General features: G+C 33.4%; 31 protein-coding genes and 1 tRNA gene. 24 read left to right on the top strand and 8 right to left on the bottom strand.

Annotated features, from left to right (window positions below; translation table 11 throughout):
- The first annotated feature begins 8 nt into the window (after positions 1–8).
- From ABDW27_RS00650 to ABDW27_RS00695, 10 genes are all read left to right on the top strand, one after another.
- A complete protein-coding gene (locus tag ABDW27_RS00650) occupies positions 9–773 on the top strand; it encodes an AraC family transcriptional regulator (protein WP_343694142.1) in 765 nt (254 codons plus the stop codon).
- A 50-nt stretch (positions 774–823) separates the two neighbouring features.
- Complete coding sequence (locus ABDW27_RS00655; protein ID WP_343694143.1) at positions 824–1,954, top strand: NAD(P)/FAD-dependent oxidoreductase; 1,131 nt, start codon at positions 824–826, stop codon at positions 1,952–1,954.
- Between the two features lie 75 nt (positions 1,955–2,029).
- A complete protein-coding gene (locus ABDW27_RS00660) occupies positions 2,030–2,443 on the top strand; it encodes a VOC family protein (RefSeq protein ID WP_343694144.1) in 414 nt (137 codons plus the stop codon).
- 36 nt (positions 2,444–2,479) lie between these two features.
- Positions 2,480–3,022 (top strand): helix-turn-helix domain-containing protein, encoded by a 543-nt coding sequence (locus tag ABDW27_RS00665; RefSeq protein WP_343694145.1) that lies wholly within the window; start codon positions 2,480–2,482, stop codon positions 3,020–3,022.
- 88 nt (positions 3,023–3,110) lie between these two features.
- Positions 3,111–4,049, top strand: a complete 939-nt coding sequence (locus ABDW27_RS00670; protein WP_343694146.1) for a hypothetical protein — start codon at positions 3,111–3,113, stop codon at positions 4,047–4,049.
- 108 nt (positions 4,050–4,157) lie between these two features.
- Entirely contained in the window at positions 4,158–4,661 is a 504-nt protein-coding gene (locus ABDW27_RS00675; RefSeq protein WP_343694147.1) for a hypothetical protein, read from the top strand.
- 18 nt (positions 4,662–4,679) lie between these two features.
- Positions 4,680–4,940, top strand: coding sequence for a hypothetical protein (locus ABDW27_RS00680; RefSeq protein ID WP_343694148.1), 261 nt, complete (start codon positions 4,680–4,682; stop codon positions 4,938–4,940).
- 198 nt (positions 4,941–5,138) lie between these two features.
- Positions 5,139–5,408 (top strand): hypothetical protein, encoded by a 270-nt coding sequence (locus ABDW27_RS00685; RefSeq protein WP_343694149.1) that lies wholly within the window; start codon positions 5,139–5,141, stop codon positions 5,406–5,408.
- A gap of 23 nt (positions 5,409–5,431) precedes the next feature.
- Positions 5,432–5,791, top strand: coding sequence for a nuclear transport factor 2 family protein (locus tag ABDW27_RS00690; RefSeq protein WP_343694150.1), 360 nt, complete (start codon positions 5,432–5,434; stop codon positions 5,789–5,791).
- Positions 5,792–5,794: 3 nt separating this feature from the next.
- Positions 5,795–6,295: a hypothetical protein gene (locus ABDW27_RS00695; protein WP_343694151.1), complete on the top strand. Its 501-nt coding sequence runs from the start codon at positions 5,795–5,797 to the stop codon at positions 6,293–6,295.
- An 8-nt stretch (positions 6,296–6,303) separates the two neighbouring features.
- On the opposite strand, the gene ABDW27_RS00700 is transcribed toward ABDW27_RS00695, so the two are convergent.
- The 5 genes from ABDW27_RS00700 to ABDW27_RS00720 all read right to left on the bottom strand — a co-directional run bounded on the left by ABDW27_RS00700 (position 6,304) and on the right by ABDW27_RS00720 (position 9,644).
- The gene (locus tag ABDW27_RS00700; RefSeq protein ID WP_343694152.1) at positions 6,304–6,699 is read right to left on the bottom strand and encodes a VOC family protein; all 396 of its coding nucleotides are present in this window, start codon (positions 6,697–6,699) and stop codon (positions 6,304–6,306) included.
- Between the two features lie 81 nt (positions 6,700–6,780).
- Positions 6,781–7,245 (bottom strand): HXXEE domain-containing protein, encoded by a 465-nt coding sequence (locus ABDW27_RS00705; protein ID WP_343694153.1) that lies wholly within the window; start codon positions 7,243–7,245, stop codon positions 6,781–6,783.
- 75 nt (positions 7,246–7,320) lie between these two features.
- A complete protein-coding gene (locus ABDW27_RS00710) occupies positions 7,321–7,854 on the bottom strand; it encodes a Crp/Fnr family transcriptional regulator (RefSeq protein ID WP_343694154.1) in 534 nt (177 codons plus the stop codon).
- 71 nt (positions 7,855–7,925) lie between these two features.
- A complete protein-coding gene (locus ABDW27_RS00715; protein WP_343694155.1) occupies positions 7,926–9,134 on the bottom strand; it encodes a PQQ-binding-like beta-propeller repeat protein in 1,209 nt (402 codons plus the stop codon).
- A gap of 156 nt (positions 9,135–9,290) precedes the next feature.
- A complete protein-coding gene (locus ABDW27_RS00720; RefSeq protein ID WP_343694156.1) occupies positions 9,291–9,644 on the bottom strand; it encodes a helix-turn-helix domain-containing protein in 354 nt (117 codons plus the stop codon).
- Between the two features lie 108 nt (positions 9,645–9,752).
- Here ABDW27_RS00720 and ABDW27_RS00725 point away from each other — a divergent pair, with 108 nt between their 5' ends.
- The 10 genes from ABDW27_RS00725 (at position 9,753) to merA (ending at position 17,705) form a co-directional block, all read left to right on the top strand.
- The gene (locus ABDW27_RS00725; protein WP_343694157.1) at positions 9,753–10,508 is read left to right on the top strand and encodes a glucose 1-dehydrogenase; all 756 of its coding nucleotides are present in this window, start codon (positions 9,753–9,755) and stop codon (positions 10,506–10,508) included.
- Positions 10,509–10,541: 33 nt separating this feature from the next.
- A complete protein-coding gene (locus tag ABDW27_RS00730; protein ID WP_343694158.1) occupies positions 10,542–11,312 on the top strand; it encodes an SDR family oxidoreductase in 771 nt (256 codons plus the stop codon).
- A 529-nt stretch (positions 11,313–11,841) separates the two neighbouring features.
- A complete protein-coding gene (locus ABDW27_RS00735) occupies positions 11,842–12,024 on the top strand; it encodes a transposase domain-containing protein (protein WP_218651378.1) in 183 nt (60 codons plus the stop codon).
- Between the two features lie 371 nt (positions 12,025–12,395).
- Positions 12,396–12,776, top strand: a complete 381-nt coding sequence (locus tag ABDW27_RS00740; RefSeq protein ID WP_179002076.1) for a metalloregulator ArsR/SmtB family transcription factor — start codon at positions 12,396–12,398, stop codon at positions 12,774–12,776.
- On the top strand, positions 12,773–13,384 hold the full coding sequence (gene merTP, locus ABDW27_RS00745; RefSeq protein ID WP_343694159.1) for a mercuric transport protein MerTP: 612 nt from the start codon (positions 12,773–12,775) through the stop codon (positions 13,382–13,384). The genes ABDW27_RS00740 and merTP overlap by 4 nt, the downstream gene beginning before the upstream one ends.
- Positions 13,385–13,464: 80 nt before the next feature.
- Positions 13,465–13,626, top strand: coding sequence for a hypothetical protein (locus ABDW27_RS00750; protein ID WP_179002081.1), 162 nt, complete (start codon positions 13,465–13,467; stop codon positions 13,624–13,626).
- Between the two features lie 86 nt (positions 13,627–13,712).
- Complete coding sequence (locus tag ABDW27_RS00755; RefSeq protein WP_179002083.1) at positions 13,713–14,066, top strand: heavy-metal-associated domain-containing protein; 354 nt, start codon at positions 13,713–13,715, stop codon at positions 14,064–14,066.
- Between the two features lie 121 nt (positions 14,067–14,187).
- Positions 14,188–14,982, top strand: a complete 795-nt coding sequence (locus tag ABDW27_RS00760; RefSeq protein WP_343694160.1) for a hypothetical protein — start codon at positions 14,188–14,190, stop codon at positions 14,980–14,982.
- Between the two features lie 196 nt (positions 14,983–15,178).
- On the top strand, positions 15,179–15,886 hold the full coding sequence (locus tag ABDW27_RS00765) for a hypothetical protein (RefSeq protein WP_343694161.1): 708 nt from the start codon (positions 15,179–15,181) through the stop codon (positions 15,884–15,886).
- A 79-nt stretch (positions 15,887–15,965) separates the two neighbouring features.
- Positions 15,966–17,705: a mercury(II) reductase gene (gene merA / locus ABDW27_RS00770; protein WP_343694162.1), complete on the top strand. Its 1,740-nt coding sequence runs from the start codon at positions 15,966–15,968 to the stop codon at positions 17,703–17,705.
- A 1,382-nt stretch (positions 17,706–19,087) separates the two neighbouring features.
- On the opposite strand, the gene ABDW27_RS00775 is transcribed toward merA, so the two are convergent.
- Both ABDW27_RS00775 and ABDW27_RS00780 read right to left on the bottom strand, forming a co-directional pair.
- Complete coding sequence (locus tag ABDW27_RS00775) at positions 19,088–19,399, bottom strand: hypothetical protein (RefSeq protein ID WP_179002089.1); 312 nt, start codon at positions 19,397–19,399, stop codon at positions 19,088–19,090.
- 46 nt (positions 19,400–19,445) lie between these two features.
- Positions 19,446–20,135: a nucleotidyl transferase AbiEii/AbiGii toxin family protein gene (locus tag ABDW27_RS00780; RefSeq protein WP_179002091.1), complete on the bottom strand. Its 690-nt coding sequence runs from the start codon at positions 20,133–20,135 to the stop codon at positions 19,446–19,448.
- A 213-nt stretch (positions 20,136–20,348) separates the two neighbouring features.
- On the opposite strand from ABDW27_RS00780, the gene mobA reads away from it, so the two are divergent.
- From mobA to ABDW27_RS00795, 3 genes are all read left to right on the top strand, one after another.
- The gene (gene mobA / locus ABDW27_RS00785) at positions 20,349–20,780 is read left to right on the top strand and encodes a conjugal transfer protein MobA (RefSeq protein ID WP_343694163.1); all 432 of its coding nucleotides are present in this window, start codon (positions 20,349–20,351) and stop codon (positions 20,778–20,780) included.
- Positions 20,781–20,932: 152 nt separating this feature from the next.
- Positions 20,933–21,088: a hypothetical protein gene (locus ABDW27_RS00790; protein ID WP_179002095.1), complete on the top strand. Its 156-nt coding sequence runs from the start codon at positions 20,933–20,935 to the stop codon at positions 21,086–21,088.
- Complete coding sequence (locus tag ABDW27_RS00795; RefSeq protein WP_179002097.1) at positions 21,072–22,595, top strand: recombinase family protein; 1,524 nt, start codon at positions 21,072–21,074, stop codon at positions 22,593–22,595. The genes ABDW27_RS00790 and ABDW27_RS00795 overlap by 17 nt, the downstream gene beginning before the upstream one ends.
- Here ABDW27_RS00795 and ABDW27_RS00800 read toward each other — a convergent pair.
- A tRNA-Val gene (locus ABDW27_RS00800) sits at positions 22,586–22,660 on the bottom strand. The genes ABDW27_RS00795 and ABDW27_RS00800 overlap by 10 nt on opposite strands.
- A 256-nt stretch (positions 22,661–22,916) precedes the next feature.
- On the opposite strand from ABDW27_RS00800, the gene ABDW27_RS00805 reads away from it, so the two are divergent.
- Positions 22,917–24,701: an ABC transporter transmembrane domain-containing protein gene (locus tag ABDW27_RS00805; protein WP_343694164.1), complete on the top strand. Its 1,785-nt coding sequence runs from the start codon at positions 22,917–22,919 to the stop codon at positions 24,699–24,701.
- The last annotated feature ends 142 nt before the right edge of the window (positions 24,702–24,843 follow it).

Below are 24,843 nucleotides of genomic sequence, written 5' to 3' on the forward strand. Positions count from 1 at the left end.
ATCATAAAATGAGTTTAATAATTCAGTCAGCTTTACCGGATATTGCGATTTCTCATTTTGTTCACAGCTTTTGGATGTTGGAAAACAACACTGGAAAAGAAATTCCGTCTACCCTTTTACCAAACGGAATGGTCGATTTGGCTGTCATGAATATTGATGCTGATAATTGGGAAATATCTATAAGAGGCTTAGATACAGTACCCAGTGAAGTGAATATTCCTATTGATGCAAAAATGTATTCTATAGGATTTAAATTATTGGCTGTCGAATATTTATTTGGAGATTCTATTAAAGATGTTTTAAACGACGGAAAAATTATTTCTGATACAATCTGGCAGTTCAAAAAATCAGATTTAGATACTTTCGAAAACTTTTGTTTTAAAGCAGCAGAAATCATTAAAAGTATTTTTATTGAAGAAATAGATATCCGAAAAAAGAAACTCTTTGAAATGATTTATTCTGCAGAAGGTTCTGTAACAGTAACGGAATTATCTGAAAATGTGTTTTGGAGCAGTCGTCAGATCAATCGTTACTTTAATCAGCAATTCGGGATTTCGCTAAAAGGCTATTGTAATATTCTGCGTTTTGGCTCTTCATTTAAACACATAAGCAAAGGAAAACTTTATCCCGAACAAAATTTTACAGACCAGAATCATTTCATAAAACAAATCAAAAAATACTCCGGCGTTACGCCAAAAGAATTAAGCAAAAACAAAGACAATCGTTTTATGGATATTGTCGCGATAATAAAAGCGAATTCAAAAAACGACTGATTTTTACTATTTCTGCTTGTAAGACTTTCTCAATTTTGTAACCTAATTTAATGACTAAAATTATGTTACTTACAAATAAAAGAATTGCCATTATTGGTGCTGGACCTGTTGGTTTAACAATGGCGAGATTATTACAGCAAAAAGGCGTTGATGTCACTGTTTATGAAAGAGATCAAAATCCCGAAGCCAGAATTTGGGGCGGAACTCTGGATTTACACAAAGGCTCTGGTCAGAATGCAATGCAGAAAGCCGGATTACTGCAAAAATATTATGACAAAGCCATTCCGATGGGAAGAATCATGGCCGATTTTCAGGGAAATATAGTATTTAGCAAGGAAATTTCGGCAGAAGAAATTTATGACGGTCCCGAAATTAACCGAAACGATTTGAGAACTTTATTAATCCACAGTCTTGAAAAAGATACGGTTATTTGGGATCGAAAATTGATTGATATTGAGCCACAAAATGAGGAATGGCTTTTGCATTTTGAAAACGGAAATACGGCTTCAGCTGATTTTGTTATTGGCGCAAACGGCGGAATGACGGCTATTAGAAAATATCTTACCAATGCCGAAGTTGAACTTACGGGAACTTATATGATTCAGGGTGAAGTTGCTAAACCACAAATAAATAACCCGGAATTTTATCAATTTTGCGATGGAAAAATTCTTATGACATCTCATAATGGCTGTTCATTAGTTGCAAATCCTAAAAATAACAATGCTCTAAGCTATAATGTAATTTTTAAAATGCCGGAAAACATAAATCTGGATTTTAGAAATACAGAAAGTATAACACAATTTTTGCTGAACACATTCTCGAATTGGGGAGAAATTTATAAAGATTTATTCAGTTCAACTTCTTTCTACGCCGGATTGCCTACTAAAAAGATTTCTGTTGAAGAACCGTGGAAGAACAATCGCCCCTTGCCTCTTACGCTTATTGGCGACGCTGCGCATTTAATGCCGCCATTTGCCGGACAAGGCGCTAATATTGGACTTCTGGATGCTCTGATTCTATCTGAAAATCTCTTAGACGGAAATTTTAAAACTATTGAACATGCGATTCAAAATTATGAAGAAAGAATGTTTGTTTATGCTCAGGAAGCGCAGAATGAAACCAGGGCGAATGAAATTGAAATGCACAAAAGTGATTTTTCTTTTTTAAGATTTGTTAATTAAATAGTTCGCATTTGTGAGTAAAATAATTCTATCTTAGTATTACAAAACCAACCAATTTATTAAAAAAATCAAAGTATGGAAAACTCACAAAATCAACCAGATGATTCAACACCAAAAGTAACCGGTATTGGCGGAATTTTCTTTTTCTTAGAAAATCCAAAGGAAACCAAAGACTGGTATGCCAAAAATTTAGGATTAGAAATCAACGATTGGGGTTCTGCCAGTTTTGAATCCAGAAATCTCGATAAACCGGATCAGATCGAATCGACTCAATGGTGTCCTTTTAAGAAAGGTGATAAATATTTTGAGCCTTCAAAAAAAGAGTTTATGATTAACTATCGTGTTCAGAATATCGAAGGACTTTTAGAAAAATTAAAAGCCAACGGAGTTATTGTTCTTGATGATATTGAAACCTACGATTATGGTAAGTTTGTGCATATTATGGATACAGAAGGTAATAAAATTGAACTTTGGGAGCCTGTTTATTAAACAGCTATATTTACCAAAATAACCAGGACAGAAAAAATGAAAACAAAAGTTCAAATATTGAGAGAAGAAAAACATCTTACTCAAACTGAACTTGCCGAAAAATCAGGGCTTTCATTGCGAACGATACAAAGAATTGAAGCCGGAAATATTCCGAAAGGTTTTACGCTTAAAACATTAGCAAAAGCATTTGAAGTTGACCCTGAAGATCTGCTTCCTAATTCACAAATTGATTCCGAAATAAAACGTGCCAAACTGATTAATTTTTCAGTTTTATCCTCGATGATTATTCCGTTTGGCAATATTATTTTCCCTTCTATTTTAACCTATAAATCCAAAGAACTAAAAGCAAAAGAATTAGGGAAATCTATTCTCACAATTCAGATTATTTACACTTTTATATTGGGGATTTTACTTATAATAAGTCCGTTTATTCAAAAAACATTTTCTATTCAATTTCCACTGTTCATTGTTGTTTTAGTAATAATGAAAATGATGAATCTTTATATTGTTTTTAAAAACAGTTCAGATTTAGCTCAAAAATCAGAACTTTCTATAAAACTGAAATACAGTATTTTATAATCGATGTCGCATAATTGACGTATAAAAGTCATATCGTTTTTTAAAGTTATCCGAATTACAATCTGCAATATTGCACAAAAAAATTGTGATGAAAATAATTAAGAAAATTGTTTTGACTTTAATAGTCGTTGTTGCCTCATTGCTAATTGGAGGCTATTTTTATTTTGATAAAAAATTCAGCCCGCCGGAAAATTACCTTCAGGTTTCGGGAAATGCAGAAAACATTCCCATAAAATGGATTTCTGATAATGAAAATCCGCACTCGGCACTCCTTCTGCCCGTTCATATTAACGGAATTGAAAATGTATTTTATATGCAACTGGATTTTGGTTCGCCAATAACGGTTTTCTATCAAAATTCATTGAAATCTATACAAGAGAAATTTCCAAAACAAAAGCTATTTAAGCAGAATAAAAAGGATGTTTCTTTAGGTTTCAAAATTCAGGAATTAGATATTTCTTCAAGAAATTTTCAATTGTTGGCTTATGGCAAAAATGCTGATTTTGAAAACTCAAATACAATTAATATTGTTGGCACCATTGGAACTGATCTTTTAGAAAAAAGAACCGTAACGCTTGATTTTGTAAACAATTTTTGTTCATTCGAAGAAAATAAACTCTTGAAAAACGCTTTTGATTTTCAGTTTAAAAAACGAAAACTTCTATTTCCTGCCAAAATTGGTAATCAGGATTTAAAACTGCTTTACGATTCAGGAACAAGTGGTTATGAACTAATTGTAAATAAAGAAGAATGGTTAAAATACAAAATGCCAAAAGGGAAAATAAAAAAAGAAATAGGAAATTCATGGGGCAATATTTTGACTGTTATTTCGGCTCCAGCCAATGAAGAAATGCAATTCGGAAACGCTAAACTGCCAATTACTGAAGTTACGTATATAGAAGGAATTTCTAAAATGCAGATTTTTTTAATGAAACGCTCCGGAATGCAGGGAATGATTGGTAATAAGCTCTTTATAAACCATAAATTGAGTATTGATTGTAAAAATGAAAAGTTTAGTGTAGAATAAAATATTTGAAAAGCATATTTGGTTTTAAAAAATCTGAATATGTTTTTCTTATTTTGGATTTATTGTTTAATATTACTCTTAAATTACAATGTTAAACTTTACATTTTTATGTTAAAAACAATACTTAAAGTTTTTGGTAACGGAGCGCTTTATGGAGTTTATGCTTTCTTATTTTGCTTTTTAATGGGATATTTTGTTTTACCATTCAATACCCTTTTATCATATTCAATTCCGATAGCACTTTGCGCTATGATAATAAACGGAGCAATGTATTCAAGATTTACAAAACCAGTAAAAGTTTTAGAAAAGATTGTAATAAACACAAACAATTCTGAAACACTTATAATTCAGTCGCCGGCAAATCATTTGATTGATAATGATATAGTTTCGAGAAAATTGTGTTTAACTGACCAAAGATTATTGTTTAAAAGTCATTCAGATCAGGAATTTGAATGGAATAAATCAGAACTTCATTCTTTGAATTCTTATCCATCTTTTAAAAATAAAGGTGGTGAATTTACCTTAAAAAATGAAGAAAATCGTAGATTGATGTTTGAAGTTGATGAGATTAAAGCCTGGAAAAACGAATTAAACAGAATATACAATCAATAAATTAAAAATACCCAATACATGAATGAAACATTCAAAATCAGAGAAAACGGCTTTGATGAGATAAAAAAACAATTAATTATTAAATCTATCTCTTTTTCTTTATTAGCGCTTTCTTTTGGATTCGCAATAGTTTATTTTAATTCAGGAAATAAAGAAGATCTCTATATGTCTTTGCCATTTTCACTACCAATTTTGATAATAGCTCTTTTATTTGGGCTTAGGACCGGTTTTAGAAGACAAAAAAATATATTCGAAACCTATAAATTAGTGTTTTTATAAAACAATGTTACGAGAGAACAAGCAAATACTTCTACTGTAAATATTCAATTTGAAGATATTCAATCGATAATCAAAGAAAAAAAAGGAAGTTATACCATAAAAGGAAAAAAATCAACGGATGTAATTATAATTCCTGCCCAAATAGAAAACTCTCAGGACTTAGAAGTGCTATTTAACAAAATCAAACCTATTACTGAATTGAAGAAAACTTCATTTCAGGAACAATATGCACTGCCAATTACGATTCTTAATCTGCTTTGTATGGCAACCGTTTATATTTCGATGAATAAAATTCTTGTTGGAATTTGCGGTATAATTGTAACTTTCGTTTTAAGTGCATCTTTCATAAAAATTATAAAAAATAAGAGTGTCGATAATAAAACCAAAACAAGCAGTTACATTATACTTGTGGTTATAGCCTCTATTATAGCGGTTACAATACTAAAAACTACTACTAATTTTCAATAAAAATCAATTTTAAATTTCTAAAAATGGCCAATCAATTTGAAGATTTAATTTATAAAGCCTATTCAGCTTTTAACGAACGAAATATCGATAAAGCATTATCTACAATGCAGCCAGATGTACAATGGTCTAAAGCCTGGGAAGGAGGCTATATTGTTGGACATGATGAAATTCATCAATACTGGACAAGACAATGGACAGAAATAAATCCGAAAGTTGATCCGGTTGGTTTTGATAAAAGAGAAAACGGAAGCCTTGAAGTTAAAGTACACCAAAATGTAAAAGATTTACAAGGCGGTTTAATTTTTGACGGATTAGTAAAACATGTTTATACTTTTGAAGATGGTTTGATAAAAACTATGGATATTGAATTGGTTGAGAATTAAAATATGCAGACATTTGAAAAGACGAATGAACAGATAAAAAGCCAAATTATGAATTGGTTTTTAAAATATATGAGAATTTCTGATTTTAATGGAAATGAAGAATTTACAATATTCGATAAAATTCCATTAGAAGAACAAGAAATAATTAATCCCTTTTTGGATTCTGATGAATTACCAGTTTTAGTCTTAAAAAAGATTAATGAAGTACTTATTGTTTGTACAACCAAGCGCTTTATAAATATTGAAAACAATACAATTCAGGTATTAAAATATTCAGATTTTAAAGAACATTTAGGTTATAAATACATATTAGTTGATGGAGAAATGAAGAAGAATAAAGAAGTTAAAACGAATGGATATATTGCTGAATTTGGCTTGGTAAAAACTAATGAAGATATTATTTATTGGAAAATACCGACTGGAAATAGTGGATTTTCGTTTTGGAACATTACTAAAAAGTTTGATATAATTGGACGAAAATATAGAATAAAACAAATTGACTAGATTAAAAACTACATTCCAGGCCAATACAAGAAATTGAATTTATGTCCGTCAGGATCAGCAAAACCAAAAGTATAGCCTTTTTCAAAATTTTCAGGTTCAGAAAAAATAGTTCCGCCGGCTTTTTTAACTTTTTCAAGCCAAAGGTCTACTTCTTCCCTGCTGTCTGCAGATAATGAAAATATGATTTCATTTTCAGCTTTAGTATTAACCACATTTCCTTTTAATGCCCATTCAAATCTTTTGGGCGTAAAAAAGTTGATTATAAAATGATTTTCTGCAAAAATGATGCTTACCAATTCATCGGTTTCTTTTCCGTTTTGTTTGAAACCTAATTCTGTATAAAACTGAATTGTTTTTTGTATATCATTTGTAACCAGATTTCCCCATATCATTCTTGTTTTCATAATTTTAAATTTTGAATTAAATAAAGTTAAGGAATAATTTTCGGTTAGAAATACTTTCTTAACTTTTGATGACTAAAACAACTATTTCCCTTGTCTTATTATCGAAAATATATGAAAACCAATTCCTAATGAAATAGAAAATAGTGCTCTATACCAAGGAAGTATCCCTGTTCCGACTAATTGAATACTGCCAATTATAAAAAGTGGAATATAAAAAAGTACTCCGGTAACTACACCTGGAGAATAAGCTTTTAGTTTGAAAACTCCCCAGATATGAAAACAGGCATTTGCCATTAGAATTGATACTACATCATACCAAATTGAATGTCCTAATTTTGTGTCACCAAAATGAATAGAAAAAGCAATAGCGCACATCATAAAAGTATTTATCCAAACTAGAAAACCTCCATTATTTTTCTTTGTTTTCTTTGGCGGAACCAGTCTTGCGTACCAATCGGCAAAACCTCCCGGAAATAAAAATTCTTCAGTTACATGCAGCATAGCAGCGGTACCTAGTAAAATTGCGAGTGTTGAAAATGTTATCATTATTTATTGTCTTTATTATTTTGATGCAAAGTTGCAACATCAATAAAGCCTGCGACGATAACAATTGTTAATTAATTATCTCCTGTTTCGAATTCTGCTTAACGATACAGAAGTGATTCCTAAATAAGATGCTATATAATGTTGCGGAATACGTTTGATAATTTCAGGAAATTCTTTTAGTAATTCTTTATAGCGTTCCTCAGGTGTGTTTTTAATTTGTGAAACCATACGCTGTTGATAAGACAATAACGACTGCTGTATATATAGGTAATAGAATTCTCGTACATGCGGAAGTTGTTCCATTTTCTGTTTAAAACTTTCGGTAGAAACGCTGTAAACAGTTACAGGTTCTAATGTTTCAATTGAATACCAGCTTTTTTCTCCAGAAATAATACTTTCTATAGAAGCGATAAAATCGCCCTCAAAAAGAAATTGAACCGTAATTTCTTTTCCATCGTGATCAAACCATACTCTTGCGGCGCCATTTTCGATGTAAAAAATATTCTCAGCAACAAATCCTTCATTTACAAGAATAGTTTTTGCAGGAAATTCATGTCGAGTAAATATCTTTTTTATGTTTTCTATCGTTTCGGAATGTTTTGCCTGCATTTCTCTGATTAATTTAAAAGTTAATTAGGTTGAAACAAAAAAAGCTGTTTCAATATCGAAACAGCTTCTTTTTATCTGATTATTTTTAGATATGCCGTATAGACATTATCTTTAATAGAGGTTCTCATATAGTACAAATCTTCATCTTTAGTGCTTAAATCAAATTTAATCAAACCGGCATCGCAGTAATAGAAAATAGTATCATCAACAGGAAATTCAATATTCGAAATAGGCTGCGTGGTTAGCTTTATTTCCATTGCAATTTCACCATTATTTATATCAATTTGAAAAAGTTTTGCTTTACGGGTATATCCCCAAATATTGTCATCAGCTTCGGTAATGTATTCGATATTATCTCCGCTAAAATCTCTTTTCCAAAGCTGAGTTCCTGTTTTTGAATCTAAAGCATATAAAGAAGAAGTATTTGTTCCTTGTGCTCCAAAATATACTTTTTTGTCCTTGCAGAAAATACGTTCCTTGATATTGTATTGGTTTTCATCTAGTTTAAACTGCCAAAGAATATCCAATTTATCTGGTGTTAAGGCAAATAGTAAATCTTTGTCGTTTGCTATAAAAACATTTTCACCATCTGCAACAGGTTTTCCCTGTATAGGTTGTTCAAAGGTTTTTTGAGCAAGAACTTTTCCTGTATTTGCATCCAGACAGTACAAATTTGATGCACTGGAAACAAAAACTTTATTATTAAAAAAAAGAACCTGATTATCATTAGCAGCAGAATCCAGTTTATAATTCCATGCTAAACTGCCGTCTTTTGTATTAAGAGCATAAATATTACTGCTTTGATCCTGATTTTGAGCCGTAATAAATAATTTACCATTACTTACTGCGGGAACCTGATCTTTTAAAACAATCTGATCTTTAATATTTCCTAATCTTGATTTCCAAAAAAACTCACCAGTTAAGTTATCAACTGCAAAAATTTCACCATTTATAAACGGAACGTATACAACTCCATCATTTAACGTTACTTTATTGGCACACATTTCAGCACTGGCATCGGCCGCTTTTACGGTCCAGCCAATTTGTTCAGACTCTAAATCATAAGAAAAAAGAGCGCCATCATAATCATAAATTAAAATGGACGCTTCATCTAAAGAAGGCTTTTTAAGCGACGAAAGGGCTTTGTTTGTAACGATTTCGCTTGGTGGCAATGCTTTATTATTAGTATTGGCAATAACAGCTTTTGGTACAACTGGTGTTTGCGCAAGCATATTTATAACACTAAATGCAAATAAAAGAGTTAATAATTTTGTTTTCATTTTTAAGATTTGGGTTTAAATGAATGGATTTATCGTTGCTAATCGCAATGTATAAGTCGGTAATAAAGATAAAGGTTTATTTGATATTAGAAATAACAATTTAAATCAATAAAAAGTAATTTTTTATATCCTTAAAACATAAAAGTCAACAAAAAATTATCCTTCAATTATTTTTTTGCGGTGCTCTATCCCCCATTCCGTCAAATTATTGATAATAGTTTGTAAAGTTTTGCCGTGATCCGTAAGCGTATAATTAACAGTTACAGGCTGCGTATCAACAACAGATCTTGTAATGAGTTTATTAATCTCTAATTCTTTTAATTCTTTGCTCAGCATTTTGTTAGAAATACCAATTACATCATTCAAAATATCAGAAAATCTTCTTTGGTTATAATAGCAAATAGATGACAGAATAGAAATTTTCCATTTTCCGCTCAATACGTCCATTGAATCCTGTACGGCCATCATCTTTTTTCTGTGTTGTTCTTTTTCAAGAGGAGTACATTCCATAGGGTTACTTTGTTACTTCAAGGTTACTGTTACTTTTGGTTACAAAGTTACTAAAATAAATAAAACTGCTATAAATTTGCTGCTCTAACATTTTAAAAGAATACAAAAATGAATAAATTAAATAATAAAGTGGCAATAGTTACAGGAGCTTCAAAAGGAATTGGTGCTTCTATTGCTAAATATTTTGCTGTAGAAGGCGCTAAAGTAGTTGTAAATTATGCATCAAGTAAAGAAGATGCCGATAAAGTTGTAAAAGCCATAACAGATAATGGCGGAACTGCAATTGCCGTACAAGGAGATGTCTCAAAAAAATCAGATGTAATCAGACTTTTTGAAGAAACAAAGAACGCATACGGAACATTAGATGTTTTGGTAAACAATGCTGGAATTTATCAATATTCACCAATTGAAGAACTTACAGAAGAGTCATTCCATTCTCAATTCAATATCAATGTTTTAGGATCCTTATTGTCAATTCAGGAAGCTTTAAAATTGTTTGATAAAAAAGGCGGAAACATTATCAATATTAGTTCCGGAGCTAGTAATACACCGCTTCCAACAGGATCTGTATATTCATCTACAAAAGCGGCTCTTGATGCTATTACAATTGCACTTTCTAAAGAATTCAGTGGAAGAAATATTCGAATCAATTCCATTTTGCCTGGAGTTGTAGAAACAGAAGGTTCGCACAGTGCAGGGTTTATCGGAAGCGAATTTGAAGCAAAATTAGTTGAAACTACACCGCTCGGACGTACCGGACAACCCGAAGATATTGCTAAAGTAGCAGTTTTTCTAGCTTCAGAAGATGGAGCCTGGATAAATGGAGAGAAAATAACTGTATCGGGTGGTATCTACGGAATATAATTTCATTTAACTAACAAATTTAGGATTAAAAAAATGAGTAAATTAAAAAATAAAATTGCCGTAATTACTGGAGGCAACAGCGGTATCGGATTTGGTATTGCTGAGGCTTTTAAAAATGAAGGTGCTTCCGGAGCTATTACTGGAAGAAATAAAACAACATTAAATGATGCTGTTAATGCTTTAGAATCTAATTTTATTGGTATTACGGGTGATGTAACGAACCACGACGATTTAGAAAATATCTTCAAAAAAACTTCCGATAAATTTGGAAACATAGACGTTCTGGTTGTAAATGCCGGAGGTGTTGTTGATGGTTTACCTTTGGCAGACATAAGCAATGTTACCGAAGAAGGATATGATCGCTATATGGATTTGAATTTGAAAAGCGCCTATTTTACGGTAAAAAAAGCGCTTCCGTATTTAAATGATGGAGCTTCAGTAATTCTTATTGGATCAAGTGCAGCACATCGAGCAGCGCCGGGAATGGCGATTTATTCTGCGGCAAAAGCGGCCATTATATCTTTAGCCAAAGGTTTGTCATTAGATTTGCTTTCGCGAAAAATACGCGTTAATACACTTTCTCCCGGTTCTATAGATACGCCGGTTTTTGGAAAACTTGTACCCGAAGAACATTTACAGCAGGTAAAACAACTTTGGATAGACATTACACCTGTTGGCAGACAAGGACTTCCGTCTGATATTGGAAAAGCTGCAGTATTTTTAGCATCGGATGATTCTGCTTTTATAGTGGGTACAGAAATTTTATCTGATGGTGGTTTAACCAATATTAGTTTGATGAAATAATTTTAAATAAAGCATTTATATAAAATAAACGTTTTAAAAAAACTTCAAAAAAAACTCCTTAAGAAATTAAGGAGTTTTTTTGTTTTTTGGTTATGATGAATAAGTCTTTCTTCTAAATTAGAAGTATATCCAATATAAAATTTATTCTTGTTTTGGCTAAATAGATGTAAACAATAAAATTCATCAATAGTGTATAAAATAAAAAACTCCAAAATCTAATGACTTTGGAGTTTTTGGAATTTTGTGGGCTGTCAGGGAGCACAATCGAACATTTGATTCCTATTTTGACATTTTTTGATAACTTGAAGCAGGCATAAGTATTGTAGTTTCTACATTACTTAAAAATTATTCAATCAAACTGTCGGTAGATTTATTCTCACATTATAGTTCCCATTAATATCAATGGTATCCATGGCAGTATGAGAGAAATAATTACTAAAAAACCTTTAAATGTCCTTTCTTTTCTAGTTTCATCTTTCCGAGATTATGCAAAGCTTTGCATAATCTCGGACGGAAAAATTACCTCTTCGTGGGATCACACGAAGCAGCAAAGAATATTGCAATGTATTATTCTTTTTTTGCCACTTGCAAGAAAAACAACATCAATCCATCTCAATGGCTTCATCATGTTCTAAATAACACTAACGATACCAAATCATCAAAACTGCATTATCTTCTTCCTCAATACTCCAATCAGAATTTAGTGGATTGATGTAATTGGTGGGACGGATACGACAAATCCCATAATACCTAAAAATAATGAGCATAAAAAAGTGACCCTTTTGGGGTCGCTTTGAATGTTTTTACAACTAAGGAGAAAGAAGAGTTTATTTAATTCAAATTTCACATTGATTTTTACTTCCAATGAACTTGCAAGAAAAAGTTGGACAAAATTTGTATGCTCTCTACCCTACTTTTTTAGATTGATTAAGCACTAAATTTTGAGATCCCTTATATTGTTAAATTTCCAAAAGCAACATATTTCAGAGAATACTAAAAGTGTTAAAGTATACTTAAGCATTTGCTTAAATAAGAAAACTGTTTGTACATTTGACCAGTTTTTAAATCTTAAACTGGAAAATTATGGAAAACAACCAATCGTGTATTAGGGTATTTGCCGACCAAACTCAAATTACACAATGCAGAGAAAAACTGCAATCAAATGCTCAATCCTTTGATCGATTAAGCAGCTTGTTGGCTTTGGCCGGCAATGAAGTAAGACTTAAAATTATGTTCCTGCTTGAAGAGGAAAACGAACTTTGCCCTTGTGACCTTGCCGACATTTTAAGTATGAGTATACCTGCTATTTCTCAACATTTAAGAAAATTGAAGGATGGAGGAGTAATCGAAGCGAGACGTTCAGGACAAATTATTTTCTATTCTCTTAAAGCAGAACATCTAAAATTGCTTCAACCTTTTTTCAAAATCATTATTAACAATAAATCAAAAAAAGAACTCGTATGAATAAAAAATCAGAATCAGGAAAACTTGCAGGAGCAAGTGTTTTTACAGCTATTGCAGCATCACTTTGTTGCATTACACCAGTTTTAGCCCTTATATCAGGTGCAGGAGGAATTGTGTCATCCTTTTCATGGTTAGAACCTGCAAGACCATATTTACTTGGCATTACCGTTTTAGTATTGGGTTTTGCTTGGTATCAGAAATTGAAGCCAAAGAAATCAGATGTAGAATGTGATTGTGAAGAAGATGAGAAACCGTCTTTTATGCAAACCAAAAAGTTTTTAGGGATTGTAACCGTATTTGCCTTTCTGATGATGGCTTTCCCTTATTACGGGCATATTTTCTATCCGAAAGCAGACAAAGAAGTAGTTGTAATTTCTTCTGACAACATCCAAGAAGTAAAATTTAATGTAAGTGGAATGACTTGTGCGAGTTGCGAAGAACACATAAAACACGCAGTAAACGAATTGCCTGGAATTGTAAGTGTCTCTGCTAACAGCAATGATGGAACTACCAATGTAAAATTCGACAATTCTAAAACGGACAAATCTACAATCACAAAAGCAATAAATGGAACTGGTTACAAAGTTTCAGGGGAAATTAACAAGTAAAATCCTTTACGCTGAAAAGTTGGACACGCTTGTTGACCAAACGTTTGCAAATAACTTTTAATTATTTAAAAGCGATTATTATGAAAGCAAACAAAAATGAGGAAGTGTTCAATCCTGATAAAATGGATTGTTGTATTGAGATTGGAAATTGTGAATTACAAAATCCTCCGAAAGAATTGATTGAAAAAACTTATTTGCAAACCTATAAGCTATTGCGAAAAAACAATCAAAGATTTTCTTAAACCAAAAGAAAAACCAGTCATAAAATTTTCGAGAAAAATAAGTTTTAAAACTCAAGCTGATAATCATTAACCTTAAAAAAAACATAATGAACAAAAAAATTTTAATCGCAATCTTTGGATTTACCTTATTATCCTTTCAAGCAGATGCACAATGTTGTGCTGCTTCTTCCAACAAAAAAACAATTACTGAAAACAGTGATCAGAAAAATGGTGTTACTGTTAAACTAAAAATCACAGGAATGACTTGTGCCGGATGCGCAAACCATATATCAAAAGCCCTGAAAAATGTAAATGGTGTTATAGAACAATCAGTTGAGTATCCGGGTGATGTTGCCATAGTAAAGTATGATTCCGCCAAAACCAAACCAGAAGAACTGATTAAAGCCATTGAGAAAGCAGGATACAAAGCTGAAGTTATTAAGCCCAATACAAAGGCGTAAACTCAAATAGTCAATAAAGCCTGTAAAAATTTATGTGGCTTCATCTTATTTGTTGTGGTGTGCTGTTGGTAGCGTTGATAATGTTAAAACCATTTTATAAAAATAATAAAACTAATAAAAAATGAAAAAAATAATTCTAGCAGGTACCCTTCTCTTAGTGACAACCGTCATTTACTCTTTCGTTTCTGGCAATAAAGAAGTCCAGAATACTGAAAGTAACATCAGCTTTTATAAAGCTACTTTGGCATGTGCCGCAGCACCTCAAATTGGTTGTGGTAGCAAAGCCAAACCTGTGTTGCTTAGTTTGGAAAATAAAAACGACATAGTGGCTGAAGCCTGGCTGAACCGAACAGGTACAGTGATTGCAGTAGTATGGAAAGAAAATACGACACCAGACTTGCGCACATCTGTTGCAAATGCGGTGTTCACAGAAAATAAATTGAATGTAACTGCCGTTTCCGGTGAGGAAAAAAAAACATTGGTGGCTGATTTTGCTAATAAACAAAACTGGTATCGAAATACCGATGTTGACAAACTCAGTATGGAAGAAGCCGACATTATTGCAGATCGCCTGATTAGCCGTGTAAATGCCAAAACCCCGTTAAGCAAAGAAAAAGCTGAAAACCTTAAAACGGAATTTATCCAGGCATTGAAAAATCGTTTCACCAAAAATTATGGTTCAGCCATTAACAATAATGAGCAGAAAGTGGCAAATGATAATAAAAAGCAGATAGAGGGAGATTTGCTTTCTATCGGGCAAAAATACCTGAACGAATCAGAAATGACGGCATTGAAAGAAGCGATTGGCATGGGTTTAAGACCAACAGAAAAAGATAAAAGCAAGTCGAAAAGCTGTTGTTCAAAGGAAAATTCATCCGATAAAAACTGTGAAAAGAGTTGCCATAGTAAAGTATGATGCCGCCAAAACCAAACCCGAAGAACTGATTAAAGCCATTGAAGTTATTAAGCCCAATACAAAGGCGTAAAATCAAATAGTCAATCCTGTAAAAACTTATGTGGCTTCATCTTATTTGTTGTGGTGCGCTGTTGGTAGCGTTGATAATGTTAAAACCATTTTCTAAAAATAATAAAAATAATAAAACTAATAAAAAATGAAAAAGTTAATTGTAGCAGGTGCCCTTCTCTCAGCAAAAGAAGCCCCGAATACTAAAAGTAACATCAGCTTTTATAAAGCTCCTTTGGTATGTGCCGCAGCACCTCAAATTGGTTGTGGCAGCAAAGCCAAACCTGTGCTGCTTAGTTTGGAAAATAAAAGCGACGTAGTGACTGAAGCCTGGCTGAACCGAACAGGTACAGTGATTGCATTAGTATGGAAAGAAAATACGACACCAGACTTGCGCACATCTGTTGCAAATGCGGTTTTCACGGAAAATAAATTGAATGTAACTGCCGTTTCCGGTGAGGAAGAAAAAACATTGATGGCTGATTTTGCCAATAAACAAAACTGGTATCGAAATACCGATGTTGACAAACTCAGTATGGAAGAAGCCGGCATTATTGCAGATCGCCTGATTAGCCGTGTAAATGCCAAAACCCCGTTAAGCAAAGAAAAAGCTGAAAACCTTAAAACGGAATTTATCCAGGCATTTAAAAATCGTTTCACCAAAAATTATGGTTCAGCCATTAACAATAACGAGCAGAAAGTGGAAAATGATATTGAAAAGCAGATAGAGGGAGATTTGCTTTCCATAGAGCAAAAATACCTGAACGAATCAGAAATGACGGCATTGAAAGAAGCGATTGGCATGGGTTTAAGACCAACAGAAAAAGATAAAAGCAAGTCGAAAAGCTGTTGTTAAAAGGGAAATTCATCCGATAAAAACTGTGAAAAGAAAGGATGCTGTTCAAAAAAATAATCTAAGTAAAATTTAATTAAAAATGAATTTCATAAAAAATATAATAGGTAACGGAGCCGAACATAAAAATGGCAAAGCTGTTACTGAAGAAAAACTATTACTTGAAATTTCGGGCATGACCTGCGACCATTGTGCAACAGGCATTGAAAAAATGCTTTTAAAAAATGAAGGTGTAACAGAAGCCAAAGTAAGTTATCAAAGTGGCAGTTGCGAATGTTCGTTTGATCCTTCAAAAACAAGTAAAGAAGAAATTGTAAATACAATCAACGAAACAAAAAACTACAAAGTAAAAAGCGAAATCAAAAAAGAGGATTGTTGCGCTACACAAAAAGATAGTTCTTTACAAAATAGCAGCCATTTTGATTTAATCATTATTGGTGGTGGTTCGGCTGCATTTTCAGCAGCTATCAAAGCCGAAAGTTTAGGACTATCAACCTTGATGGTAAACGGCGGATTAGATTTCGGAGGAACTTGCGTAAATGTAGGTTGTGTACCATCTAAAAATTTAATCCGTGCTGGAGAAACTGCTTATCACTCCACACATTCCAACTTTACAGGTATTAAACCCAAAGGAGTTGATATTGATTTTGCACAGGTTATCAAAGACAAGAAAAAATTGGTTGCCACACTTCAAGAAAAAAAATATATGGATGTGGTAAGCGATTTTGAAAACCTGAAAATGGTAACAGGTTGGGCAGAGTTTAAAGACAACAAAACAATTGTTGTGGATAGTAAAACAGAATATACAGCTTTGAAATTCATCATTGCCACTGGTGCGACTACCAATATCCCAAACATTGAAGGATTGAATGAAATTGGCTACCTGACCAATGTCTCGCTTTTTGATTTAGAAGAAAAACCCGAAAGCATTACCATTATGGGGGCAGGATATATCGGATTGGAAATTGCTACGGCTTACAACCGTTTGGGGGTAAAGGTTCGTATCATAGAATTTACAGACAGAGTATTGCGAACACAAACCCCAGACATCAGCGAAGCATTGGAAGCACAAATGCGAAAAGAAGGTATTGAAATTCTTCCAAATTTCCGTGCTGTTAAATTTGAGAAAAAAGGAAGCGAGACAATTATTCATTGTAAATGTCCAGACGGTTCTTTCAAGCAAATCACAGAAAAGGGGAAAATTGTTGTTGCATCAGGTACAAAACCTAATACACAAAAATTAGGCTTACAAAATATCGGATTGCAATTAACTAAAAGCGGACACATTGCAGTAAATGAAAAAATGGAAACAAATTTAACTAACATTTATGCTGTGGGCGATGTTACCAACACACCCGCATTTGTTTACACAGCCGCTTTTGAAGGAAAAATTGCCGTAGAAAATGCTTTTTCAGGAAGTGAAAATAAAGCAGATTACTCTTCTTTACCTTGGGTAGTATTTACTGACCCGCAAGTAGCAGGTGCAGGCTTGGACGAAGCACAAGCTGAACTGCAAAATATTCCGTTTGAAGTTTCTAAAATAGAATTGAAAGACGTGCCGAGAGCCATTGCAGCAAATGACACAAGAGGTTTTATAAAGCTTATTCGCAACACCGAGACCGACAAACTAATCGGAGCAAGAATAGTAGCACCCGAAGGCGGAGAAATTATTCAACAATTGAGTATGGCAATTAAATACGGTATTACTGTAAGAGACCTTGCAGAGAGTTTTTACCCCTATTTGACATTGGGTGAAGGAATAAAATTAGCTGCTATTACATTTGGTAAAGACGTTTCAAAGTTGAGTTGTTGTGCGAGTTAACTCCCACCCATAGTTATACACTCTTGCAAGTTGTACAAGCCAGCGCTGAACCAAAACTTGCAAGAATGTATGACTTGTCAACTGCACAAATACATTTTGCTTTGAAAGTTTAGGGCTTTTCGGATGTTGGATAAAATGGATTTTTCAAGCACCTGTATTGCAGGCTGTAAATATAAATACCCCTTTACTGAATTGGACAGGTGAAGATGACAGACATATCCATTCCCTGCAAAGTATGAAATTCTATATGGTACTTTCCCGATTGGGTAAAACACATATTTTGCTGATTTATCCACGAGAAGGGCATAATTTAGACCAAAGAAAAAATCAAAATGACCTTACGGAGCGCGTTGGACAATGGTTTGTTTATTATCTTAAAAATGGTAAGCAACAAACAGTAGAGGAAAAGTGATTTTTGATAATTAAAATACTTTACTTCTTTTTATAAATGCATCCTCCAGATTAATTAGAAGGTGTATTTATTTTACAACTTCACACGAAGTAAGGAGACCTTCTAGAGAAGAAAACTAAATGCTAAGAATTATGGAAAACTAATTAAAAACGACTTCGGAGTTTTTTTTAGCCCCCTGCGTAAGGGCAAGTGGTTTTGAGCTGCGGAAAGTATTTCAAGCAGCTCAAAACACAACTTGCCGTTGTCCCGCGACAACTTTTTAGGAATGGATTTAAGCCTTTTTTTGGATTGGTAGAAATAATGTTATTGAAAACGCTCTTAAGAGAAGGATTATCGGAATCCGCTTTGATAATTAATAGTTGGAATAAATTTCGGCAGCCATGAAGGCTGCCCGCGAATGTCCTTTATACCTAAAAAAATCCTTTTGCAGATGAGATGGAGATTAAATAGGTGTTTTTCAGTGGTATTGTAGATTTCCGGAATAGTATCTATGTATTTATGTACTTACGTATTCATGCATTCACGCATTCAGGTCTGTACGCATTCATGCTTGTATGCTTTTACGTTTGCATGTATTCAAGTTTGCATGTTTGTATACTTTTATGCTTTTATGTATGCAAACCTATAGTTATATAACTATGCATTACTATATAAAAGTAAATTTTTAAGCGCAATTGCACAGGTATAATTAAACCTGTACAAACACCCAGAAAAATATATTATTCCAAAAGAAAACAGAAAAACCGGAAAAAAGAAAAAGAAAGCAATTTTACAGGATGGATTGTTAGCAGGCCAAAAGGAAACGGAATAAGTCCCGTAAGGGTGGATTGCGAGGTACGAGCAAGACATTATGCCGTAGTCTTTTGGTTAGCTAAGCAATTCCCATCCTACCTTCGTTTTCTTTTTATTATTTCTTTGGAAAAATATAAAGTAAAAAGAATCTCGTGTTTAATAAATTTAAGAGGTAGGATTAAATCCAGTGGTAGGGTTTATCCTTGCGGTTGAGGTAGCAGTACATTTCTTCCTTTTTGAGTTCGGGAAAGAATTTAAGGGCATCTTCAATTGCATAGTTGGGCAGAAAGTAAATCTCTTCACGGACAGCCTTAATTACTTTTTCACGACCATAAAAGCGGACGATCTCGTCAATTTGATCCTGACCCCCGCGCTCAACAATACGGGCAATTACCATTTTATATCCCCCGTCCCAGTCAATACTGTCGAATCTAAAATCCCAGAAGAATTTAGGGTGAAGATTAGGTATATGTTTAGCTGATGGCTTCATTATTTTTTAATAAGGTTAGTATCAAATATAAGCATTTTTTGCTGAATTACCTGCGAAAACCTCTATTTTTATTGGGGTTAATTGGTAAATCTTGGGTCTCTGATTTAAATTTATATAGAGGATTTTTTACTGCCAGCTCCAGCCGTTTTTGGATGTTTTTCCAGTTCTGCTCTTTTTCTTTCAGCACATCTACGCCTTCAAAGGTGGTAATCTTGTCATATGTATTAAGACCTATTGAAGCCCAATACGGGTCTTTATCATATTTTCTCTGATAGGCTTGAAGATAGAACTTTAAGGGCTCTTGTTCAAGCATAAAGTACATATCGACAAAATCCTTGTATCTGTCACCGCTCTGATGAATTGCATGGAGTTTCATTGCTCCAATGTCTTCATTGGAAATCATGCGGACTCCTTCAGTTGTTTCTACTGAATTTAGAAGAGGGTAATTGTGTGTAACAATATCGACTTTTATATTATCGATGTAGGTAAGAACTGTGTTAGGGAAGACCTTGCTTTCGTTTTGATTTACACCGTAAGTATCATGCAGATATTTGAGCATCATCTTCGAATCAAAATCTTTTGTTGTAAAAAGATCTATATCTACCGATAAGCGGTGTCCTAATCGTAAGGCTAGCGCCGTACCTCCGACCAGCACATGTTCTTTCAATTTTTCATCTTTCATAAGTCTTTGGAGAAGTTCCCACATCTCCTGGGTAACTGTTTCTTTGTAGAGCATAATTTCATGTTTTTCAGAAAATTAATTCTGAAAAAGGCCTGCTCTTTTAATGTGTCTTCTGATGGCTCTACTTGACCGTGCATGCCCAATCCTAATAGTTTAAGACTGTGTTAGGAGCAAATAAGCCAAATACTTCCAAACACTTCCAAGTACTTTCTAATTGGAGTGTAAGTGCTGATTATAAGATATATTGGTATTTAAGTAATTGAAGTCATGGAAAATGAAGAAAAAAAGAACCCACATAAAGGAGGCAGACCTCCTAAAATTGATCCCGCCGTTCACCGCTATTCCATCAGTCTTACTGAGGAAGAAAATGCACGATTCCTGACTCTTTTTGAGACTTCAGGAATGCATGTAATGGCGCACTTTATTACGGCGTGCGTTTTTCAAAAAGGGATAAAAACAGTAAATATCGATAAAGCTACAATAGATTATTATATGCGCCTGACCTCTTTTTACAGCCAGTTTAGGGCTGTCGGGGTAAATTACAATCAGGTTGTCAAGATTCTATATCAAAAATTTTCCGAAAAGAAAGCTTCGGCATATTTGTACAAACTGGAAAAGCAGACAATCGAATTAGCTGTTTTATCTAAAAAGATAATACAGCTCACAGAGGAATTTGAATTAAAGCATCTTAAAAAATAAATATTTCCAGTGTTTTAAACTTTTAACTAAGCCAAATGCAGTCACATTGTTCTATAAAAAGAAAAAAAAAGAGGAAATACATCATTGTATTTTAAATTCGTTTTGATGCTGTGAGAAATGCGGTGTCTTAATTAAGTTTAATAATATTTGATATGGAAAATTTAGAGGGTGAACAGTTTGAAAATGATGATATTATATCAAAAAATTATGAAGATTTAGAAAGAGAAAAAGAACAAAAATTCGTAAATTTCATGATTGAAATTATGGTGTCATTAACATTAAAAGAATTATATGAAGAGGGCGATTAGATATTTAAGGTTTAGCCAGTTGGGACAAAGTAACGGCTCTATTGAAAGACAGGAATTATATACTGATCAATACCTGCAGTATAATAATATACAATTGGTAGATACCTTTATCGACAGAGGGAAAAGTGCCAAGACTTTTGATCGTCCGGATTTTATAAAACTGCAGACATTTATTGCGAAACATTATAAATCTGTAGATTATCTCCTTGTAGATCAGCTTGACCGTTTCAGCAGGGACGCTGGAGAAGCGATGAATATGGTAAAGCAGTTCCAAAAAAAATATAGTATTCAGATTATCAGCGTGACTGAAGGGATTGTTTTTGATTATGACACGCCGGGAAGCTTTTTCAGGGCAGGGTTACAATTGTTACTTGCTGAAGAGGATAATATCAACAGAAGTATAAAAGTGCGTGGCGGGCTTTACACTGCCCGTGCTAAAGAAGGCCGCTTCCTTACCAGAGAAAAACCTTTTGGCTACAGCAAGATTGGAGAAGGAAAACAGCGACATCTTGAAGTAAATGAAATAGAAGCCAAAGTGGTAAGAAATATTTATGATATGTTCCTACGTGATGTGCCATTATATAAAATCAAGGAAATTGCGTACGGAGCTGGATTTGACAGAAAAGGCAACATGGCTATTGACCGCGTGCTGGCAAATCCTGTTTATGCAGGACTTGTCAGAGTTGAACCTTTCAAGGATCTGCCGGGAGGCCTTTTTCCAGCTATTCATGAACCGATAGTTGATAAGACAACATGGACAATGGTACAATCCAAAATGAAAAAGGTTGATAAGGTAAAAGTAACTGTAGACGAGGAAATACCGCTGAGAGGCGTTGTAAAATGCCACTGCGGAACTCCTCTGACAGGCGCACCCTCTCGTGGTAAATCTGGAAAATATTTTTACTATTATAAATGTAAGCATTCGAAACATAACAACATAAGTGCTGTAAAAGCACATGAGCAGTTTTTAAATGCCTGCAACCTCATGAGTGTTCCTGAAGGGAAAATTAAGGAAATAAGAGCTGGATCTTATGCTTCAATTGAACAGGAAGTAAAAGCAAACAAGAAAAAAGTTGCAGACAAAAGGCACGAACTTGACGAAGTACAGCACAGATTAAATAAGGTAGAAGAAAAATGGTTTAAAGATGAAATAAATAAAGACACTTACGAAAGATGGTATTCTACCTATAGTGATCATATCTTAACACTTACTGCATCAATAGAAAGATTCAGTACAAACCAAGGTAAAGCTTTTGAAGTTCTAGATAATAACTTGGATTTAATGAGTGATATCAGGCATGTATATACAAAATTAGATGTTTTGCAAAAACGTCAATTTGTAAACATGGTGTTCGATGGCAACTTATACTACCAAGAGGGTATATATCGAACACCTACAATGATGGAGATATTTTCTCATAATGCCAGTAAAATGGAGGAAAAAGGATATCTTATATATCAAAAAAAGAGGGATAACAGAAATGTTATCCCTCACAGTGGGCGATGAGGGGTTCGAACCCCCGACCCCCTCGGTGTAAACGAGGTGCTCTGAACCAGCTGAGCTAATCGCCCTATTTTACTAGGCTGCTATCATTTCGTGATTGCGAGTGCAAATATACAGCTAGATTTTGTATTTGCAAGCATATTTAGAAAAAAAATGAAATATTTTTTAGTCTTTTTATTTACTAACTTATTTCTCAGCTTTTTAAAAGATTCAGAAAAAATCTCTTTTTCTTATAATTTAGTTAAAAATCGAAATCTCGGCCGTTAAATCTTAATATTACTCTGTATTGTCATACATTTGCATACCTTAAATATTATATTATAAATGGCACGATTTAAAGAAAATGATTTACCAAAATCAAAAATAACGGCTACTTCACTTAATAAAGCAAAAACAATATTTACATACGCAGGCCATCACAAATGGAAATTCTTTATTGGATTAATTTTCCTGCTGTTAACCGGAGCCACTGCCCTTGCCTTCCCTAAATTAATGGGAATGCTTGTTGACTGTGTAAAAAATAAAGATTTCAGCGAAGCTAATACAATTGCTTTAGGCTTAATTGCGATTCTGTTTTTACAATCATTTTTCTCATTTTTCAGATTATCATTATTCGTAAACTTTACCGAAAATACATTGGCAAATTTACGTTTGGCTTTGTATACCAATTTGGTTAAATTGCCAATGACTTTTTTCTCTCAAAAAAGAGTTGGAGAATTAAATAGTCGTATCAGCGCCGATATTACACAGATTCAGGATACATTAACTACAACAATTGCCGAATTTTTACGTCAGTTTATACTAATTGTTGGAGGCGTAATTTTATTGGCTACAGAAAGTTTTAAATTAACTTTATTAATGCTGTCAGTAGTTCCGCTGGTTGCGATCGCTGCGGTTGTTTTTGGAAGATTTATTAGAAAATATTCAAAAAAAGTTCAGGATCAGGTTGCAGAAAGCCAGGTAATTGTTGAAGAAACGATGCAGGGAATCAGCATTGTAAAAGCTTTTGCAAATGAATGGTACGAAATTGCACGTTATAAAGGAAAGATTAACGAGGTTGTAAAACTGGCAATTAAAGGCGGTCAGTATCGTGGTTATTTTGCTTCATTTATTATTTTCTGTTTATTTGGAGCCATTGTAGCTGTAGTTTGGTTTGGAGTACGTTTAAGTATTTCCGGCGAAATGAGTGTTGGGCAGTTAATTTCGTTTGTATTATATTCTACTTTTGTTGGTGCTTCTTTTGGAGGAATTGCCGAATTATATGCACAAATTCAGAAAGCCATTGGAGCAACTGAACGTGTTTTTGAATTATTAGACGAAAGTCCGGAAAAGATCAATTCAAATTCAAACAAAAATCAAGAGAAAATTAAAGGAAATGTGACTTTTAGCAATGTAGCTTTCAGTTACCCAACCCGTCAGGAAATTCAGGTTTTAAAAGATGTAAATTTTCAAGCCGAATTTGGTCAAAAAATAGCCATTGTAGGACCAAGCGGTGCTGGAAAGTCTACTATTTCATCGCTTTTACTGCGCTTTTATGACATTACTTCCGGAGAAATTACGGTTGACGGAAAAAACATTTACGATTACGACTTAGAAGATCTTCGTGGAAATATGAGTATTGTACCTCAGGATGTTATTCTTTTTGGAGGAACAATTAGAGAAAATATAGCTTACGGAAAACCTGATGCTACTGATGAAGAAATTATTGCCGCTGCGAAACAAGCCAATGCTTTTAATTTTGTAGATGGTTTTCCTGAGAAATTTGAAACTTTGGTTGGAGAACGTGGTGTTAAACTTTCGGGTGGGCAACGCCAGCGTATTGCAATTGCTAGAGCTTTGCTTAAAAATCCAAGTATTTTGATATTAGACGAGGCTACTTCATCTTTAGACAGCGAAAGCGAAAAACTGGTTCAGGAAGCTTTAGAAGTATTAATGGAAGGAAGAACCAGTATTATTATCGCTCACCGACTTTCGACAATTAGAAATGCTGATAAAATTTTAGTTCTCGATAACGGAAAAATTTCAGAAGAAGGAACACATCAGGAATTAATAAACTTAGAAAATGGTATTTATAAAAACTTAAGCAATCTACAGTTTAGTAATTCTTAAATAAATCTCAATTTTATAAATTTCAAATTCCAATAAAAAAGTCCAATGCTTTGCAAATGGACTTTTTTTGTAAATCAAAATCTATTTAAACTGGACTGAAGTCCAGCTCTACAATATAATTTGTTCCTTCGGAACGAAAAAA

The sequence above is a fragment of the Flavobacterium sp. genome, assembly GCF_039595935.1.
Taxonomy (GTDB): Bacteria; Bacteroidota; Bacteroidia; order Flavobacteriales; family Flavobacteriaceae; genus Flavobacterium.

What these genes read in the sequence shown, in the direction of transcription:
- ABDW27_RS00650 (WP_343694142.1), top strand. Translation starts at nt 9, where the DNA reads ATGAGTTTAATAATTCAGTCAGCTTTACCGGATATTGCGATTTCTCAT.
- ABDW27_RS00655 (WP_343694143.1), top strand. Translation starts at nt 824, where the DNA reads ATGACTAAAATTATGTTACTTACAAATAAAAGAATTGCCATTATTGGT.
- ABDW27_RS00660 (WP_343694144.1), top strand. Translation starts at nt 2,030, where the DNA reads ATGGAAAACTCACAAAATCAACCAGATGATTCAACACCAAAAGTAACC.
- ABDW27_RS00665 (WP_343694145.1), top strand. Translation starts at nt 2,480, where the DNA reads ATGAAAACAAAAGTTCAAATATTGAGAGAAGAAAAACATCTTACTCAA.
- ABDW27_RS00670 (WP_343694146.1), top strand. Translation starts at nt 3,111, where the DNA reads ATGAAAATAATTAAGAAAATTGTTTTGACTTTAATAGTCGTTGTTGCC.
- ABDW27_RS00675 (WP_343694147.1), top strand. Translation starts at nt 4,158, where the DNA reads ATGTTAAAAACAATACTTAAAGTTTTTGGTAACGGAGCGCTTTATGGA.
- ABDW27_RS00680 (WP_343694148.1), top strand. Translation starts at nt 4,680, where the DNA reads ATGAATGAAACATTCAAAATCAGAGAAAACGGCTTTGATGAGATAAAA.
- ABDW27_RS00690 (WP_343694150.1), top strand. Translation starts at nt 5,432, where the DNA reads ATGGCCAATCAATTTGAAGATTTAATTTATAAAGCCTATTCAGCTTTT.
- ABDW27_RS00695 (WP_343694151.1), top strand. Translation starts at nt 5,795, where the DNA reads ATGCAGACATTTGAAAAGACGAATGAACAGATAAAAAGCCAAATTATG.
- ABDW27_RS00700 (WP_343694152.1), bottom strand. Translation starts at nt 6,699, where the DNA reads ATGAAAACAAGAATGATATGGGGAAATCTGGTTACAAATGATATACAA.
- ABDW27_RS00705 (WP_343694153.1), bottom strand. Translation starts at nt 7,245, where the DNA reads ATGATAACATTTTCAACACTCGCAATTTTACTAGGTACCGCTGCTATG.
- ABDW27_RS00710 (WP_343694154.1), bottom strand. Translation starts at nt 7,854, where the DNA reads ATGCAGGCAAAACATTCCGAAACGATAGAAAACATAAAAAAGATATTT.
- ABDW27_RS00715 (WP_343694155.1), bottom strand. Translation starts at nt 9,134, where the DNA reads ATGAAAACAAAATTATTAACTCTTTTATTTGCATTTAGTGTTATAAAT.
- ABDW27_RS00720 (WP_343694156.1), bottom strand. Translation starts at nt 9,644, where the DNA reads ATGGAATGTACTCCTCTTGAAAAAGAACAACACAGAAAAAAGATGATG.
- ABDW27_RS00725 (WP_343694157.1), top strand. Translation starts at nt 9,753, where the DNA reads ATGAATAAATTAAATAATAAAGTGGCAATAGTTACAGGAGCTTCAAAA.
- ABDW27_RS00730 (WP_343694158.1), top strand. Translation starts at nt 10,542, where the DNA reads ATGAGTAAATTAAAAAATAAAATTGCCGTAATTACTGGAGGCAACAGC.
- ABDW27_RS00740 (WP_179002076.1), top strand. Translation starts at nt 12,396, where the DNA reads ATGGAAAACAACCAATCGTGTATTAGGGTATTTGCCGACCAAACTCAA.
- merTP (WP_343694159.1), top strand. Translation starts at nt 12,773, where the DNA reads ATGAATAAAAAATCAGAATCAGGAAAACTTGCAGGAGCAAGTGTTTTT.
- ABDW27_RS00750 (WP_179002081.1), top strand. Translation starts at nt 13,465, where the DNA reads ATGAAAGCAAACAAAAATGAGGAAGTGTTCAATCCTGATAAAATGGAT.
- ABDW27_RS00755 (WP_179002083.1), top strand. Translation starts at nt 13,713, where the DNA reads ATGAACAAAAAAATTTTAATCGCAATCTTTGGATTTACCTTATTATCC.
- ABDW27_RS00760 (WP_343694160.1), top strand. Translation starts at nt 14,188, where the DNA reads ATGAAAAAAATAATTCTAGCAGGTACCCTTCTCTTAGTGACAACCGTC.
- ABDW27_RS00765 (WP_343694161.1), top strand. Translation starts at nt 15,179, where the DNA reads ATGAAAAAGTTAATTGTAGCAGGTGCCCTTCTCTCAGCAAAAGAAGCC.
- merA (WP_343694162.1), top strand. Translation starts at nt 15,966, where the DNA reads ATGAATTTCATAAAAAATATAATAGGTAACGGAGCCGAACATAAAAAT.
- ABDW27_RS00775 (WP_179002089.1), bottom strand. Translation starts at nt 19,399, where the DNA reads ATGAAGCCATCAGCTAAACATATACCTAATCTTCACCCTAAATTCTTC.
- ABDW27_RS00780 (WP_179002091.1), bottom strand. Translation starts at nt 20,135, where the DNA reads ATGCTCTACAAAGAAACAGTTACCCAGGAGATGTGGGAACTTCTCCAA.
- mobA (WP_343694163.1), top strand. Translation starts at nt 20,349, where the DNA reads ATGGAAAATGAAGAAAAAAAGAACCCACATAAAGGAGGCAGACCTCCT.
- ABDW27_RS00790 (WP_179002095.1), top strand. Translation starts at nt 20,933, where the DNA reads ATGGAAAATTTAGAGGGTGAACAGTTTGAAAATGATGATATTATATCA.
- ABDW27_RS00795 (WP_179002097.1), top strand. Translation starts at nt 21,072, where the DNA reads ATGAAGAGGGCGATTAGATATTTAAGGTTTAGCCAGTTGGGACAAAGT.
- ABDW27_RS00805 (WP_343694164.1), top strand. Translation starts at nt 22,917, where the DNA reads ATGGCACGATTTAAAGAAAATGATTTACCAAAATCAAAAATAACGGCT.